This window comes from Kitasatospora sp. NPDC059160 (assembly GCF_042755465.1).
GTDB lineage: Bacteria > Actinomycetota > Actinomycetes > Streptomycetales > Streptomycetaceae > Kitasatospora.
Genome location: NZ_JBHZCN010000160.1, coordinates 1 through 15,282 on the forward strand (window position 1 = coordinate 1; position 15,282 = coordinate 15,282).

At 73.0% G+C, this 15,282-nt stretch carries 15 protein-coding genes; 10 read left to right on the top strand and 5 right to left on the bottom strand.

All coding sequences use genetic code 11. The features are described 5' to 3' along the window. Nucleotides 1-97: 97 nt before the first annotated feature. Nucleotides 98-1,177: a septation protein SepH gene (sepH, locus tag ACFXOZ_RS39520; protein WP_375889239.1), complete on the bottom strand. Its 1,080-nt coding sequence runs from the start codon at nucleotides 1,175-1,177 to the stop codon at nucleotides 98-100. A gap of 517 nt (nucleotides 1,178-1,694) precedes the next feature. On the opposite strand from sepH, the gene ACFXOZ_RS39525 reads away from it, so the two are divergent. Next, nucleotides 1,695-2,558, top strand: coding sequence for a hypothetical protein (locus ACFXOZ_RS39525; protein WP_380594848.1), 864 nt, complete (start codon nucleotides 1,695-1,697; stop codon nucleotides 2,556-2,558). A gap of 15 nt (nucleotides 2,559-2,573) precedes the next feature. On the opposite strand, the gene ACFXOZ_RS39530 is transcribed toward ACFXOZ_RS39525, so the two are convergent. Both ACFXOZ_RS39530 and ACFXOZ_RS39535 read right to left on the bottom strand, forming a co-directional pair. Next, entirely contained in the window at nucleotides 2,574-3,896 is a 1,323-nt protein-coding gene (locus tag ACFXOZ_RS39530; RefSeq protein ID WP_375889233.1) for a D-arabinono-1,4-lactone oxidase, read from the bottom strand. Between the two features lie 123 nt (nucleotides 3,897-4,019). Then, nucleotides 4,020-5,288: an MFS transporter gene (locus ACFXOZ_RS39535; protein WP_380594850.1), complete on the bottom strand. Its 1,269-nt coding sequence runs from the start codon at nucleotides 5,286-5,288 to the stop codon at nucleotides 4,020-4,022. Between the two features lie 131 nt (nucleotides 5,289-5,419). Here ACFXOZ_RS39535 and ACFXOZ_RS39540 point away from each other — a divergent pair, with 131 nt between their 5' ends. Further along, nucleotides 5,420-6,562 (top strand): ferrochelatase, encoded by a 1,143-nt coding sequence (locus ACFXOZ_RS39540; RefSeq protein WP_380527134.1) that lies wholly within the window; start codon nucleotides 5,420-5,422, stop codon nucleotides 6,560-6,562. A gap of 21 nt (nucleotides 6,563-6,583) precedes the next feature. Continuing rightward, on the top strand, nucleotides 6,584-7,402 hold the full coding sequence (locus tag ACFXOZ_RS39545) for an inositol monophosphatase family protein (RefSeq protein ID WP_375889225.1): 819 nt from the start codon (nucleotides 6,584-6,586) through the stop codon (nucleotides 7,400-7,402). 137 nt (nucleotides 7,403-7,539) lie between these two features. On the opposite strand, the gene ACFXOZ_RS39550 is transcribed toward ACFXOZ_RS39545, so the two are convergent. Then, nucleotides 7,540-7,725, bottom strand: a complete 186-nt coding sequence (locus ACFXOZ_RS39550; RefSeq protein ID WP_030285471.1) for a hypothetical protein — start codon at nucleotides 7,723-7,725, stop codon at nucleotides 7,540-7,542. A gap of 445 nt (nucleotides 7,726-8,170) precedes the next feature. Between ACFXOZ_RS39550 and ACFXOZ_RS39555 the strand changes: the two genes are divergently transcribed. The 4 genes from ACFXOZ_RS39555 (at nucleotide 8,171) to ACFXOZ_RS39570 (ending at nucleotide 12,318) form a co-directional block, all read left to right on the top strand. After that, entirely contained in the window at nucleotides 8,171-8,824 is a 654-nt protein-coding gene (locus ACFXOZ_RS39555; protein WP_063349384.1) for a response regulator transcription factor, read from the top strand. A 127-nt stretch (nucleotides 8,825-8,951) separates the two neighbouring features. Continuing rightward, nucleotides 8,952-10,262, top strand: a complete 1,311-nt coding sequence (locus tag ACFXOZ_RS39560; protein ID WP_375889220.1) for a sensor histidine kinase — start codon at nucleotides 8,952-8,954, stop codon at nucleotides 10,260-10,262. Between the two features lie 266 nt (nucleotides 10,263-10,528). Continuing rightward, complete coding sequence (locus ACFXOZ_RS39565; protein WP_375889218.1) at nucleotides 10,529-11,512, top strand: acyl-ACP desaturase; 984 nt, start codon at nucleotides 10,529-10,531, stop codon at nucleotides 11,510-11,512. Nucleotides 11,513-12,018: 506 nt separating this feature from the next. Then, complete coding sequence (locus ACFXOZ_RS39570) at nucleotides 12,019-12,318, top strand: DUF4193 domain-containing protein (RefSeq protein WP_030057692.1); 300 nt, start codon at nucleotides 12,019-12,021, stop codon at nucleotides 12,316-12,318. 241 nt (nucleotides 12,319-12,559) lie between these two features. Here the strand turns inward: ACFXOZ_RS39570 and ACFXOZ_RS39575 are convergent, their stop codons facing one another. Further along, nucleotides 12,560-13,009, bottom strand: a complete 450-nt coding sequence (locus tag ACFXOZ_RS39575) for a DUF3093 domain-containing protein (RefSeq protein ID WP_375889216.1) — start codon at nucleotides 13,007-13,009, stop codon at nucleotides 12,560-12,562. Between the two features lie 136 nt (nucleotides 13,010-13,145). Between ACFXOZ_RS39575 and ACFXOZ_RS39580 the strand changes: the two genes are divergently transcribed. The 3 genes from ACFXOZ_RS39580 (at nucleotide 13,146) to ACFXOZ_RS39590 (ending at nucleotide 15,052) form a co-directional block, all read left to right on the top strand. Further along, complete coding sequence (locus ACFXOZ_RS39580; protein ID WP_375889447.1) at nucleotides 13,146-13,724, top strand: PaaI family thioesterase; 579 nt, start codon at nucleotides 13,146-13,148, stop codon at nucleotides 13,722-13,724. Beyond that, entirely contained in the window at nucleotides 13,721-14,188 is a 468-nt protein-coding gene (gene dut / locus ACFXOZ_RS39585; protein WP_375889214.1) for a dUTP diphosphatase, read from the top strand. The genes ACFXOZ_RS39580 and dut overlap by 4 nt, the downstream gene beginning before the upstream one ends. Nucleotides 14,189-14,257: 69 nt before the next feature. Beyond that, nucleotides 14,258-15,052, top strand: a complete 795-nt coding sequence (locus tag ACFXOZ_RS39590; protein ID WP_375889212.1) for a DUF3710 domain-containing protein — start codon at nucleotides 14,258-14,260, stop codon at nucleotides 15,050-15,052. Nucleotides 15,053-15,282: the final 230 nt, after the last annotated feature.

Sequence of the window (15,282 nt, forward strand, 5' to 3'; positions counted from 1 at the left end):
GGCTGAGCGGGCCCCCGATCTGGGGCACGGTCTACAGACGGCCACACAGTGCTGCGGGGCGCCGGCTCGGCCGGCGCCCCGCAGCACTGTCGGTGCGCTACTCCTGCTTCTTGCGCCGGCTGCCGAAGACGATCTCGTCCCAGCTGGGCACGGTGGCCCGGCGGCCGGGCCGGACGCCGTCCGCCTCGGCCTGCCGGTCGGTGGTGCCGACCAGGCGTTCGCGGTGCGGGGCGACGGCGCGCGGCATCAGGATGTCGGCGTAGGCGGAGCCCGCGCCGACCGCCGGGGCGGCGGCCGCGGCCGGCTCCTCGGTCTCCTCGGCGACCTCGGCGGGCACCGGTTCGATCGGGGCGGGGCCGCCGACGGCGAGGTCGCCGCGGAAGGCCGGGACGACGTCGAGCAGGCTGGTCAGCGAGTCCCGGGAGTCGGCGGTGGCCTCGCGCGACTCGCGGACCTCGCGGGCCGACATGATGCGGTCGGCGGAGGGCCGGTCGATCATCGGGCGGGGCGGCCGGTCCTGGGGGAGCCGGGCGATCCGCGGGATGAACGGGAAGACCGAGTCCTCCTCGCGCTCGACCGTCTCGCCGATCAGCGCGCGGGCCTCGTCGTCGTTGGGCTGGACCAGGCGCCGGGGCGGGTCGTACGTCCAGGACGCGCTGCGGCCCTCGCCGTCGGCGCGGTAGGAGAGGATGACCTCCCAGGTGCCGTCGTCGCGCCGCCAGGAGTCCCAGCGTTCGGTGTCCTTCTCGGCGCCGCGCAGGGCGAGCCGCTCGGCGACGGCCTCGCCGAGCTGCGGCCCGGGGGACTCGCCGTTGCGGCGGATCGCGGTCTTGCGGGCGCGCTCGGCCATGAAGGCGCGTTCGGCGAGGACCGGCCCCTCGAAGCGGCGGACCCGGTCGACGGAGATGCCGGCGGCCTGGGCGACCTCCTCGGCGGAGGCTCCGGCTCGTATCCGGGCCTGGATGTCCCGGGGGCGGAGGTGGCTCTCGACCTCGATCTCGATCTGGCCGAGGCGCGGCCGGTCGCCGCGGATGGCGGCGCGCAGCCGCTCGTCGATGGGGAGGGTGTACTCCGTGCTGTCGGCAGCCTTGAGCACCAGCCGTGTGCCGTCGTTGCTGACGGCCACAACCCGCAGTTCGGGCACGGTCACCTCCCGGGTTGTGCCTGCCGACGTCACCTGCGTCGCTGCTCCCGTACTGAGTGTGGCCTGCCCACTCGCGACTGGCCACAACCTTGCTGAGTTCCCCGGCGTGTCGGGCTTACGCCCGGCCACACCGCTGTGGCACGGTTGCCTTTTTGCCACGTCATCCGTCGACGTCGCGTCTGGGTGCCCCGGCCGTCCTCGCACGCGGAGTGTTCGCGACGATCCGGGACCGGCGTCGCCGTGCGTGCCCGCTCAGTGGCTCTTCGTCAAGCTGCCGGTGAAGGCACAGTCGACAAGTCGACCCAAGGCTCGGGCTTTACGAACAGTACTCCATTCGTGGCATCCGGAGGGGCGGCTCGCCGCTCAAGTCTCCCGCGATTCACGGGAATCTCAAGAGCGCGCGCCCCCAACGGCGGACCACCGGCGGATGAACGGTGATCATCTTCACACAATCCGGGAGCGGAGAACCGCATTTTCGTCCCTTGTGTCCTTCTTTGGGCAAGATGGAGAGGCTTGTTCGAGTTGCAGTCGTACGGACCGAGGGATGTTGATGCCGGAGCGGAGCCCCGCCGAGGAGGGCGGCAAGGAGGAGCGCAAGCGGATCGATCTGAGTGTGGCTCAGGTCGTGGCGAGCGCGCTGGCCGCGGTGGTGGGCGCGCTGCTCGCCTCCGAACTCGGCGTGTACGGAACGATCATGGGCGCCGCGGTGGTCAGCATCGGGGCCACCACCGGCGGTGCGGTGTTCCAGCACGTGTTCCGGCGGACCGGCGAGCAGCTGCGCGACGCGGTGGACCGCGGGCCGAACCAGACGGTGAACGGCCTGCGCCAGGCGCCCGCGGAGCAGGAGCACCCGGCTCAGTACGCGGCGCACGGGCCGGCCGGGCCGCCGGTGCTCACCTCGGAGTGGAACGCGCCGCAGGTGGTGCGGGCGCGCCGGCGGCTGGGCTGGCGGGGCTACGCGGCGGTCTCCGGTCTGGTCTTCGTCCTGGCGATGACGCCGATCGTGGCGTTCGAGCTGGCCACCGGCCAGCCGGTGTCGGCGACGGTGAAGGGCCGGTCGGGCGACGGGACGTCCTTCGGCGGCACGGTGACGCGCAAGGACCCGCCGCCGCAGGACGTCCCGTCGCAGCGCCCGTCCACCGGGCGCGGCTCGCAGGACGCGCCGTCCGGCGGAGCCTCGGCCCCGGCGACGACGCGGCCGGGTCGGGAGCCGACCGCCACCCCGGGCACCGGCGCGAGCGGGAGCGCCTCTCCCTCGGCGGGCCCCGGTGCGAGCCCGTCGGCCGGTGCCTCGCCGTCGGCGGGCGGCTCGGGCAGGCCCACCGGTGAGGCCACGCCGCAGCCGCCCGTGCCGAGCAACGCCCCGGCGAACGCGACGGTGCCCCCGCCCCCGCCCGCCACCGCGACTCCTTAGGGCCGGTCGCCGAACTTAGGCCCCCAGTACCCGCCGCAGGTAGTCGTTGCCGAAGACGCGCCGGGGGTCGACCTCGTCGCGCAGGGCGGTGAAGTCCTCGAAGTGCGGGTAGACGCCCGCCAGGTACTCGGCGTCGCGGGTGTGCAGCTTGCCCCAGTGGGGGCGGCCCTGATGGGCGGTCATCAGCTGTTCCACGCCGGTGAAGTAGCCCTGGTCGCGGGTGCCCCGGTAGAGGTGGACGGCGATGTAGGCGCTGTCCCGGCCGGAGGCGGTGGAGAGCCAGAGGTCGTCGGCGGGGGCGAAGCGCACCTCGACCGGGAAGCTGACCTTCCAGTCGGAGCGTTCGACCAGGGCCTTCAGTTCGCGCAGCACCCCGGCGACGGCCGCGCGCGGGACGGCGTACTCCATCTCCAGGAAGCGGACCTTGCGCGGGCTGGTGAACACCTTGTACGCGGTGTCGGTGTAGCTGCGGTCGGACCAGGCGCGGCTGGCGAGCGAGGCGATCGATGGCACGGCGCCGGGGAAGCGGCGGCCGACCCGGCAGGCGCCCTCCCAGACGGTGTTGGAGAGGAAGTCGTCCTCCAGCCACTCCTTGAACCGGGGCAGCGGGGCGGCCGGTCCCTGGCTGCGGTTGTTGCGCTTGGTGGCGCAGCGGTCGGTGTGCGGGAACCAGTAGAACTCGAAGTGCTCGTTGACGGCGGTGAGGTCGTCGAGGCGTTCCAGCACCTCGTCGAAGGTCATCGGCTGCTCGTGGGCGGTGAGCAGGAAGGCCGGTTCGACGCCGAAGGTGAGGGCGGTGATCACGCCGAGGGCGCCGAGGCCGAGCCGGGCGCCCTGGAAGAGCCGGGGGTTCTCGGTGGGGGAGCAGTGCCGGACGCTGCCGTCGGCGAGCACGATCTCCAGGGCGCGGATCTGGGCGGCGAGCGAGCCGGAGTCGCGGCCGGTGCCGTGGGTGCCGGTGCTGGTGGCGCCGGCGACGGTCTGGACCTCGATGTCGCCCATGTTGGTGAGGGAGAGGCCCTCGGCGGCGAGCAGCCGGTTGAGGCGGCTGAGCGGGAGGCCGGACTCGACGGTGACGGTGCCGGCCTCGCGGTCGAGCCCGCGGACGGCGGTGAGGGCGTGCGGCCGGATCAGCAGGCCGTCGCCGGGCGAGGCGATGGCGGTGAAGGAGTGGCCGGAGCCGACGGCCTTGACGCTGCGGCCCTGGTCGGCGGCGCGGGCGATCTCCCTGGCCAGTTCCGCCGCGGTGCCGGGGGTGGCGGTCCGGGCCGGCCGGGCGTTCTGGTTGCCGGCCCAGTTGGTCCACCGGGTGGGGGTCGCGGTGCTGGCCTGGGGCATTGCGCTGCCTCCTGCTCCGTGGCCGATCGGGTCGGCGCGGTCCGGTGCGGCCTGGTCCGTCGGATCCCGGGAGACAGGCCCTACCCGCGGGTAAGGGCCGCGGGTAGGGCGAGATTAGTCAGTTCACCGTTCGACGTCTACGGGTCGGCCGGGCGTTCCGCCGGCCTGGTCGGTGGGCTGATGGGCGTCGAGTCCGGCGCGCAGCCGGCCGAGTCCGGCCAGGGCGGCGAGGGCGCCGAGCACGCCGGCGGTGAGCGGGACCCAGTAGCCGGCGGCGGCGCCGGAGGCGTCGATCACCCAGCCCGCGGCGGAGGAGCCGACCGCGACGCCGAGGGCCAGGCCGGTGGTGGTCCAGGTCATGCCCTCGGTGAGCTGGGCGGCCGGGACGAGCCGTTCGACCAGGGCCATCGCGGTGATCAGGGTGGGGGAGATGGCGATGCCGGCGACGAGCAGGGCGGCGCCGACCGCGACGAGTCCGCCGATGCCGTGCACGGCGTGGGCGACCAGCAGGATCGGCACCATGCTGAGCGCCATGAACAGCACGCCGAGGAAGAAGCGCTTCGCCATCGAGCCGGTGAGCTTGACCGCGCCGAACACCACCCCGGCCGCGCAGGAGCCGAGCGCCCACAGGGCGAGGATCACGCTGGAGACCGACTTGTGCCCCTGGGCCTCGGAGTAGGCGACGGTGACCACTTCGACCGAGCCGAAGATCGCGCCGGTGGCGACGAAGGTGAGGATCAGCACCTGGAGGCCGCGGTTGCGGATCACCGAGCTGCCCTGGTGCCGGGCGGCCTCGTGGACCGGGGGCTCGGTGGAGCGCTGGCCGGCGAACAGCAGCACACCGACGGTCAGGAAGACCCCGGCGAGTAGCACGCCGGCCTCCGGGAAGACGGAGGTGGCCAGGCCGATGGAGAGGATCGGGCCGACGATGAAGCAGACCTCGTCGACCACGGCCTCGAAGGAGTAGGCGGTGTGCAGCCGGTCGGGGTCCTCGCGGTAGAGGTGCGCCCAGCGGGCGCGGACCATGGCGCCGGTGCTCGGCATCACGCCCATGCCGGCGGCGAACACGAACAGCGTCCAGTCCGGGGCGCCCAGCCGGGCGCAGAGCAGCAGGCCGACGACGGAGCCGATGGTCAGGGCCATGGCCGGGACGATGATCCTCGCCTGGCCGTGCCGGTCCACCAGGCGGGAGACCTGGGGGCCCAGGACCGCCGCGGAGACGGCCAGGGCCGCCGAGACCAGTCCGGCCACGCCGTACGAGCCGCGCAGTTGGGACAGCATGGTCACGATGCCGATGCCGGTCATCGAGATCGGCAGCCGGGAGACGAAACCGGTGGAGGAGAAGGCCACGGTGCCGGGCGCGGCGAATATTCGGCGGTAGCTGGACAGCACGGGAGCTCCGGGCAGGGGGGTAAGGAACAAGTCTGGTCTAGACAGCTTACGTACGTTGGCAAACGGTATTTTCCGGACGCCCGCGCGGCCCCGGCGCCGGTGCCCGGCCCCTCAGTGGCAGGATCGGTGCCATGTCCGACGCGCGCAAACCCTCCGCCTCCGGCGCCGCCCCGTACGACGCCCTGCTGCTGCTGTCCTTCGGCGGGCCCGAGGCCCCCGAGGACGTCGTCCCGTTCCTGGAGAACGTCACCCGGGGCCGCGGCATCCCCAAGGAACGGCTCAAGGAGGTGGGCAAGCACTACTTCCTGTTCGGGGGCGTCAGCCCGATCAACGAGCAGAACCGGGAGCTGCTCACCGCCCTGCGCAAGGACTTCGCCGAGCACGGGCTGGACCTGCCGGTGTACTGGGGCAACCGCAACTGGGCCCCGTACCTGGTGGACGCCCTGCGGGAGATGGCCGGGGCCGGCCACCGCCGGATCGCGGTGCTCGCCACCAGCGCCTACGCCGGCTACTCGGGCTGCCGCCAGTACCGGGAGAACCTGGCCGACGCGCTGGCCGTCCTCGCCGAGGAGGGCGTCCCGGTACCGACCGTCGACAAGCTGCGGCACTTCTACCACCTCCCCGGCTTCGTCGAGCCGATGATCGACGCCGCCCTGGCCGCCCTGGCCGAGCTGCCCGAGGCCGTCCGGCCCGGTGCCCGGCTGGCCTTCACCACCCACTCCATCCCGGACGCGATGGCCGAGACCTCCGGCGCCCCGGACGACCCGGCCCGGGGCACCCCGGGCGGCGCCTACGTCGCCCAGCACCTGGACGTGGCCCGGCTGATCGCCGCGGCCGTCGCCGAGCGCACCGGCGTGGCCGACCGGCCGTGGCAGCTGGTGTTCCAGAGCCGCAGCGGCGCCCCGCACACCCCGTGGCTGGAACCGGACATCTGCGACCACCTGGAGGCCCAGCACGCCGACGGCGCGCCGGCCGTGGTGATGGTCCCGATCGGTTTCGTCTCCGACCACATGGAGGTCAAGTACGACCTCGACACCGAGGCCGTCGCCAAGGCCGCCGAACTGGGCCTGCCGGTCTCCCGCGCGGCCACCGTCGGCGCCGACCCGCGGTTCACGGCCGCGGTGCGCGAGCTCGTCCTGGAGCGGGCCGCCGTCGAACGCGGTGAGGGCGTGACCCGCTGCGCCCTCGGCACCCTCGGCCCCAGCCACGACGTGTGCGCGGTGGCCTGCTGCCCCAACCCGCGCGCCCCGCGCCCGGCCGCCGCCGAGCGCTGACCCCTTCCGGAGGAGAATCCCGTGCCCACCCCCGCCCAGCCCGACGACCGGCTCCTCGACGACCTGCTGGAGGTGGCCCTGGACGCGGCCCGGCGGGCCGGCGCCCTGCTGCGCGACGGCCGCCCCGCCGACCTCGGCGTGGCCGGCACCAAGAGCAGCCCGGTCGACGTGGTCACCGAGATGGACCTCGCCTCCGAGAAGCTCGTCGTGGAGCTGATCGCCGAGCGTCGCCCCCAGGACGGCTACCTGGGCGAGGAGGGCGCCGAGCGGCCCGGCACCAGCGGGGTGCGCTGGGTCGTCGACCCGCTCGACGGCACGGTCAACTACCTGTACGGGCTGCCCTCCTGGGCGGTCAGCGTGGCCGCCGAGGTGGACGGCCGGGCCGTCGTCGGGGTGGTGTACGCCCCGGCCCGCGGTGAGCTGTTCCACGCCGTGCTGGGCCGCGGCGCCCACCTCGACGGCCGGCCGGTCTCGACCCGCCCGGCCCCGCCCTGGGGACAGGCGCTGATCGCCACCGGTTTCAACTACGTCCAGCCGGTGCGGGTGCGCCAGGCCGAGGTGCTGCTGGCCCTGATGCCCGAGGTGCGGGACGTCCGCCGGGCCGGGGCGGCCGCCGTCGACCTGTGCGACGTGGCCGCCGGGCGGCTGGACGGCTACTACGAGCGGGGCCTCGCCCCCTGGGACCGCGCGGCCGGCTGCCTGATCGCCACCGAGGCCGGTGCGCTGGTCGGCGGCCGCCCCGGGCACGGCCCGGACGGCGAGCTGACCGTGGCCGCCGCTCCGGGCGTGTACCAGCCCTTGCAGGAGCGGCTGGCCGCGCTGCGCGCCTGGGCGGACTGACCAGGGCCCGCGAATCCGGAGGGCCCCGGTGAGAACCCTCCGGACATGCGAAGAGCCCTGGCACACGGGGGATGCCAGGGCCTTGGGGTTTCGCACGGCCCCCGCAGGGCCGCTGGTGCCGGAGTGCCGGCGTCGGGTCAGGCGGCGGTGCGGTGGCGGTCCAGCACGGTGTCCACACCGTGCTCGGCGGCCAGACGACGGAGGTCGTCCAGCTCGGACTGCTCCACCTCGGCGAGGAACTCGTCCCCGGCCTCGATCGCGCGGTGCAGGTCCTGCTCGGCGTTGGCTATGCGCTGCAGGATTCCGGCCTTGAAGGCGTCCATACGGGCCCCCTTACTGTGTCGGACGTGCACGGTCGTGCGCTCTCCGCCCCGAGGAGGGTCCAGCCGGTGAATGCGCCCGGTCCGACGAGTGGTGGATCTCCGGTCGGGCGCGGAGACGGCCCTTCGGCCGCTCCCGGTGAATTCCCAGCCCCAGGGCCGGCGCGGATGAACGCACGGCGGGTGGGTGCGATCGGCCAACAGCCAGATCGCGGGTGTGCAGCTGTCCTCCCCGCCCGGGGAGCCGGGAAACCTCCCGGCGGAAGAAAGTTGCCCGTGTCACAGTCCAAGCGGAGTTCTCCCGACACGAACGGTCACCGCCGAGGGCCCCGGGCCTCCTGCCCGAGGGGCAGCTTATCGCTGCTTTACCGCAGGACCAGGCAGGATGGAGCCACCGTCGGAGCCGTGCGTCCGCTTCCGGGGCCGGCCTGGAGAAGGGACAACGACCGTGCGGGTTCTCGTCGTCGAGGACGAGCAGCTGCTCGCCGAGGCTGTCGCGACCGGCCTGCGCCGCGAGGCGATGGCCGTCGACGTGGTGTACGACGGGGAGGCCGCGCTCCAGCGCATCGCGGTCAACGACTACGACGTGGTGGTCCTGGACCGCGACCTCCCGCTGGTCCACGGCGACGACGTCTGCCGCAAGGTGGTCGAGCAGGGCCTGGCCACCCGGGTGATCATGCTGACCGCCTCCGGCGACATCAGCGACCGGGTCGAGGGCCTGGAGATCGGCGCCGACGACTACCTTCCGAAGCCGTTCGCCTTCAGCGAACTCGTCGCCCGGGTAAGGGCGCTGGGCCGTCGCGCGACCGTCCCGCTGCCCCCGGTGCTGGAACGGGCCGGGATCTCGCTCGACCCCGGCCGGCGCGAGGTGATCCGGGAGGGGCGCACCGTCCAGCTCGCCCCCAAGGAGTTCGCCGTCCTGGAGGTGCTGATGCGGGCCGGCGGCGCCGTCGTCTCGGCCGAGCAGCTCCTGGAGAAGGCCTGGGACGAGCACACCGACCCGTTCACCAACGTCGTGCGGGTCACCGTGATGACGCTGCGCCGCAAGCTCGGCGACCCGCCGGTGATCGTCACCGTGCCCGGTTCCGGCTACCGGATCTGACCGGGACCCGCCCCCCGGAGTCCGTCCCCCCGTAGTCCGGCCCGCCGGACTCCGCCCCGGGATCCGCCCCCGAGGATCCCCCGCCGTACCCAGCGCCCGCCCCCGGCGGACGCCCGAGAGGACCATCATGACCACCCCGCCGCCCCCGGCCGGCGGGCCCTCCGGCGCGCCCGCCGGCGGCCCGCGAGCCGTTCCGCCCAAGCCCGTGCACCCGCCCCGCCAGTCCCGTCCGCACCAGCCCGAGACCTACGTCCCCGGTGACGGCCTGCTCGCCTGGCTGCCGTTCCGCCCGACCATCCGGATGCGGCTCACCCTGCTCTACGGCGGCATGTTCCTGATGGCCGGCGTGGTCCTGCTGCTGGTCATGTACTTCTTCGTCCAGCAGTCGCTCCAGGAGGTCGGCCAGCCGCACCTGAGGCTCACCGGACCGGGCATCTCCGTGCTCACCCCGGACGGCCAGGTCCTGACCAACCAGAACGCGCTCGACCAGTGGCTGAACGACAACAAGTCCATCCAGGCCGCCGCTGCGCTCAACACCCTGCTGCGCAAGCTGCTCACCGTGCTGGTCTGCCTCGCCGTGATCGCCTTCGCGGCCGGCTACGCGATGGCCGGCCGGGTGCTGCGCCCGCTCGGCCGGATCACCCGCACCGCCCGTGACGTCGCCTCCTCCGACCTGCACCGCCGGATCGAGCTGGACGGCCCGGACGACGAGCTCAAGGAGCTCGCCGACACCTTCGACGACATGCTGGACCGGCTGGACCGCTCCTTCGACTCCCAGCGCCGTTTCGTCGCCAACGCCTCGCACGAGCTGCGCACCCCGCTGGCGATCAACCGGACCCTGCTGGAGGTCCAGCTCTCCGACCCGGCCGCCTCGCCCGACCTCCAGCAGCTCGGCAAGACCCTGCTGGCCACCAACGAGCGCAGCGAGCAGCTGGTCGAGGGCCTGCTGCTGCTCGCCCGCAGCGAGAACGAACTCACCGACCGGCGCGCCGTGGAGCTGTCCGAGGTGGCCACCCGGGCGCTGGAGCAGACCCGGGGCGAGGCCGACAAGCGGGAGGTGGAGCTGCGCTCCAGGCTCGACCCGGCGGTGGTCGCGGGCAACGGCGTGCTGCTGGAGCGGCTGGCGCTCAACCTGCTGCAGAACGCGGTCCGCTACAACACCGCGGGCGGCTGGGTCGAGCTGGCCACCGCCACCGTGCCGGGCGGCGGCGAGCTGGTGGTCTCCAACACCGGCCCGGTGGTGCCCGGGTACGAGCTGGAGCACATCTTCGAGCCGTTCCGCCGGATCAAGGGCGCCGACCGCACCCGCAGCGACAAGGGGGTCGGTCTGGGCCTGTCCATCGTCCGCTCGGTGGTGCGCGCCCACGGCGGCACCATCGAGGCCACCCCGCGCTCCGGGGGCGGCCTCACCATGCGGGTGCGGATTCCGTCCCCGTAGCCGCCCCTGGGGCCGTTCTGCGCCCTCTCGGCCCCGGACGCTGCCGCGTTCCGTGGGCGACCGTTCCCGGCCGCCCCCGCCAGACCGTCAAGACGACATAAGGCCTGGCGGGGGCGGCTTGTCTTTTCCGGCCCCAGCAACTTACGGTGTCGTAACCTACGCAACCGTAAGTGCGTCCGCCGGTTCGTCCGCCGACGGCTCCGACACGACGCGTGCCCGCCCAACGCGCCCGTCCAGCGCGTGTATCCGTCCCCAGGAGCAAGCCCGTGACCATCGCCCCTGTGCAGAGCAGCCCCTCGCTCGGATCGAGCGGCTGGACCGACGCGCGGCTGATCCTGGCCCTCGAAGAGGTCGTCGAGAAGGAGCTCAACCGCCACCTGACCGTGGCCAAGGAGTGGATGCCGCACGAGTTCGTCCCGTGGAGCCAGGGCCGCGACTTCGACGGCGTGCTGGGCGGCGAGGCCTGGGCGCTGGACCAGTCCCAGGTGACCCCGCTCGGCCGGGTCTCGCTGGTGGTGAACCTGCTCACCGAGGACAACCTGCCCAGCTACCACCACGAGATCGCGACCATGTTCGGCCGCGAGGGCGCCTGGGGCACCTGGGTGCACCGCTGGACCGCGGAGGAGGGCCGGCACGGAATAGCCATCCGCGACTTCCTGCTCGCCACCCGGGCCGTCGACCCGGTGGAGCTGGAGCGGGCCCGGATGTCCCACATGTCGGAGGGCTTCGAGTCCGACAACGCGCACAGCATGCTGCACTCGGTCGCCTACGTGGCCTTCCAGGAGCTCGCGACCCGCATCTCGCACCGCAACACCGGCAAGTACGCGGGCGACCCGCTGTGCGACCAGCTGCTGGCGAAGATCGCCAACGACGAGAACCTGCACATGGTCTTCTACCGGAACCTGCTGAAGGCCGCCCTGGAGCTCGCCCCGGACCAGGCCATGCGCGCCATCGCCGACGTGGTGATCGACTTCCGGATGCCCGGCCACGGGATCCCCGGTTTCGAGCGCGCCGCCGCCCAGATCGCCATCGGCGGGGTGTACAACCTGCGCATCCACCACGACGACGTGCTCCAGCCGGTGCTGCGCCACCTGCGGGTGATGGAGATCGACGGCCTCGGCCCCGAGGGCCTGCTGGCGCAGAACGAGCTGGGCGTCTTCCTGGACGGGCTGGACGGTCAGGCGCGCAAGTTCGAGGAGCGCCAGGCCGCGCTGCTGGCCCGCCGGGAGGCGCGCCGCAACGCCGGCTAGGACGTCTCCGGGGGCGCTTCCGCCGAGCCGTCGCGCCCCCTGAGGGAGGGGGCGGAGTGGGTGGATTTTCCGTGGTTTGCCCCGGAAGATTCTGAACGTGACCAAGCTCACACTGTGTCGCTCCACGATTCCGGGCGACCCCGGAGAGTGATCACCCCATCGGGGGTGCCGATCGCCGTCCGTGATCGGATTCCGGCCCGCCGCCGGTCCGTCGGATTGGTCGGCATCCCTGGTGGGCAAGGGATTCGACGGACACCTGTACGGGGTTCGCTCACTGTGAGTCGCCGGTTCGGAGGGCGCGCGAGGGGTCGACGATGGCCCTGCGTGAGGCCTTTCGCGCCCCGGAGGATCACCCCAACGGAGCCCTGGCTGAGTGTCGATTGAGTAACGGGGCTTGAAGTAAGGCAAAATCTCCGCCTCGGGTCGGGCACAAGACCGACCCCCCATGCGTTACGTGCGCTGGAGATACCGCACACACCGCACAAACCCGGAGGGGGAGAGCGACAATGGCAACCGACTACGACACCCCACGCAAGACCGACGACGAGCTCAACGAAGACAGCATCGAGGAGCTCAAGGCTCGGCGGAACGACAAGGGCGGCGGCTCCGTCGACGTCGACGAGTTCGACGCCGCCGAGGGCATGGAGCTTCCCGGCGCCGACCTCTCGAACGAGGAGCTCGCCGTCCGTGTCCTGCCCAAGCAGGCGGACGAGTTCACCTGCATGAGCTGCTTCCTGGTCCACCACCGCAGCCAGCTCTACAGCGAGAAGAACGGCAACCCGATCTGCCGGGACTGCGGCGCCTGAGCACCGCAGCGGACAGCGCCAGGTGCCCGTGGCTCCCGCGGCACCGGCACACCGCCCCTTCCGGCCCCGGGCAGCGGGGCCGGACGGCAGGTCCGCGGCCCGTCCTGGCGGACGGACCCGGGAGGACGGAGTCGGTCGGCCACGTGCCGGCCAGGACAAAGTCGTAGGGACGGTCCCGCAGCAGCGGAACCGTCCCTCTCGGTCTTTCGGGGCCCGTTCAAGGGGCCGGCGGGCGCGTCGGTCAGGTACGGGCGCCGCGCCGGGCCTCCTCCAGGGCCTCGGCCAGCTTCATCGGCGAGCGCGTCGACAGGTAGAGGTACGGCGTCGGGTCGGCCGGATCGCTCACCTCGACCCGCAGCGCCGTCGGGACGTAGCTGCGCAGCAGCATGAAGGCGCGGGGATCGGCCTTCGGACCGCGCCAGGCCGCCGCCTCGGTGGGGCTCAGCGCGTGGGCGGCACCCAGCGCGTCCACCGGGATCCGGGCCGGCCCGGCCACCAGCGAGCCCTGCACCACGCGGATCCGCGCCGAGCCGTAACTGCTGATCGCCACCGCGCCGATGGCGATGCCGGCCACCAGGCCGACCAGGGCGGCCGGCCCACTGACCCGGATCAGGATCAGTGCCAGGGTCAGACCGACTGCGACCGGGAGCAGCCACCAGGAGCGAGGCACCGTGAGGCGTTCGTCGTACATGCCCTCCATTGTGGGCGCCCTGACGCCCGGCTCGGGACGCCACCCCCACCGGAGGTCTTGCTACCCCTGGGTAGGCTGGCGAGCCGTGACCGGTACGACCACCCCCACCACCCCCGCCGACCGGTCGGCGCCCGCGTTGCCGCCGACCCCGACCACCCCGCCGCCGGACGCCGTGATCCCGGAGCGCCACCCCCAGGCGCCCGCCCCCGGCACCCGCCTCGGCTCCCACTACGAGCACTGCTTCGGCTGCGGCCCCCGGCACCCCGGCGGACTGCGGATCGACGCGGTCGCCGGCGAGGGACTCGACGTCACCGCCGAGTTCAGCGTCCGGGACGTGCACCAGGGCGGCCCCGGGCTGGCCCACGGCGGGGTTCTCACCACGGCGATGGACGAGACCCTCGGAACGCTGAACTGGCTGCTCCACGCGCCCGCGGTGACCGGCCGGCTGGAGACCGACTTCCTCAGCCCGGTGCCCGTCGACTCGGTGCTGCACCTGCGCGCCTGGATCACCGGGGTGCACGGCCGCAAGATCTACAGCGCCGCCGAGGGGCGGATCGGCGGCCCCGACGGACCGGTCGCCGTGCGTGCGCAGGCGCTCTTCATCCAGGTGAAGCTGGAACACTTCACCTCGCACGGTCGACCCGAGGACATCGAGAAGGTCCTCGACGACCCGGATCTGATGAAGCGCGCACGAGCCTTTGAGGTGAACCCTTGAGCGAGACCCCCCGTCCGCAGCTGGACGTCCTGATCAGGCGCATCGACGCCGAGCTGCCGCTGCCCGAGTACGCGCAGCCCGGGGACGCCGGTGCCGACCTGCGGACCACCGTCGACGCCGAGCTGGCCCCCGGTGAGCGGGCGGTGCTCCCCACCGGCATCGCCATCGCCCTGCCGGACGGCTACGCGGCCTTCGTCCACCCGCGCTCCGGGCTGGCAGCTCGTTGCGGAGTTGCCCTCGTGAACGCCCCGGGGACGGTCGATGCCGGGTACCGTGGAGAGATCAAGGTGATCGTCGTCAATCTGGACCCGCGCGAGGGGGTCAGCTTCCGCCGAGGGGACCGGATCGCCCAGCTGGTCATCCAGCAGGTCGAGAAGGCCCGCTTCCACGAGGTGGCCGAGCTGCCGGGGTCGGCACGCGCCGAGGGTGGGTTCGGGTCGACCGGTGGCCACGCCGCGGTCTAGCATTCCCGCGGCCTCGCAGGAAGCCGAGCAGGTATTCGCATCGGTCTTGGACCGGGAAGGACAGTGACCGTGTTCCGTCGTCGCCAGAAGAGCGAGGACGCTGTCGAGCAGCTCGCCGACGACGCCATCAGCGCCGACGAGACGGCCGATGACGTCGAAGGTTCCGCCGAGAGCGAGAACGTGACCGAGCTGGACCCGGCCGACAAGGTCGGCCTCCCGCCGGCCCCGCGGCCGGACGGCCCGTGGGACCACACCGAGCTGGAGACGCCGGAGGAGGGACGGGTCGACCTCGGGGGTCTGCTGGTCCCCGGCGTCGAGGGCATGGAGCTCCGCGTCGAGGTCGCCGGTGACGCGATCGTCGCGGCCACCCTGGTGCTCGGCAACAGCGCCATCCAGCTCCAGGCCTTCGCTGCCCCGAAGTCGGAGGGCATCTGGGGGGAGGTCCGCGAGGAGATCGCCAACGGCATCACCTCGCAGGGCGGTCTGATCGACGAGGAGGAGGGCCCGCTCGGCTGGCACCTCCGTGCCCAGGTCCCGGTGCAGCTGCCGGACGGCACCCAGGGCGTGCAGCTGGTGCGCTTCGTCGGCTGTGACGGGCCGCGCTGGTTCCTCCGCGGTGTGATCTCGGGCCAGGCCGCCGTGCAGCCCGAGATGGCCGGCATCCTGGAGCAGGTCTTCCGGCAGACCGTCGTCGTCCGCGGCGAGACCCCGATGGCTCCGCGCGACCCGATCGTGCTCAAGCTCCCCGAGGACGCCCAGATGGTCGCCGACGGTGGCGGGGCCGCCGCTGCGCCCGAGGGCGAGGGCCGCTACGGCTCGCTCGACCCGTTCGCGCGCGGCCCGGAGATCACCGAGGTCCGCTGACCGCCTCCTCGGTCGTCACTGCTGATCGCCTCCGCCCGGACCCCGGGCGGAGGCGATTTGCATGTGGCGGGTCGGTCCCCGTACAGTTCCGGAGTCGCCGCGGGAGACCGGGGCGACAAAGCGGAAAGTGAATCCGATGAATGAAACTCCGGAAAACGGAGCGGAAAACATCTGATAAGCTTGAAACACGAAAGAACGAAGCGCCCGGAGGGCCCGCTGGAAGGCGGTCC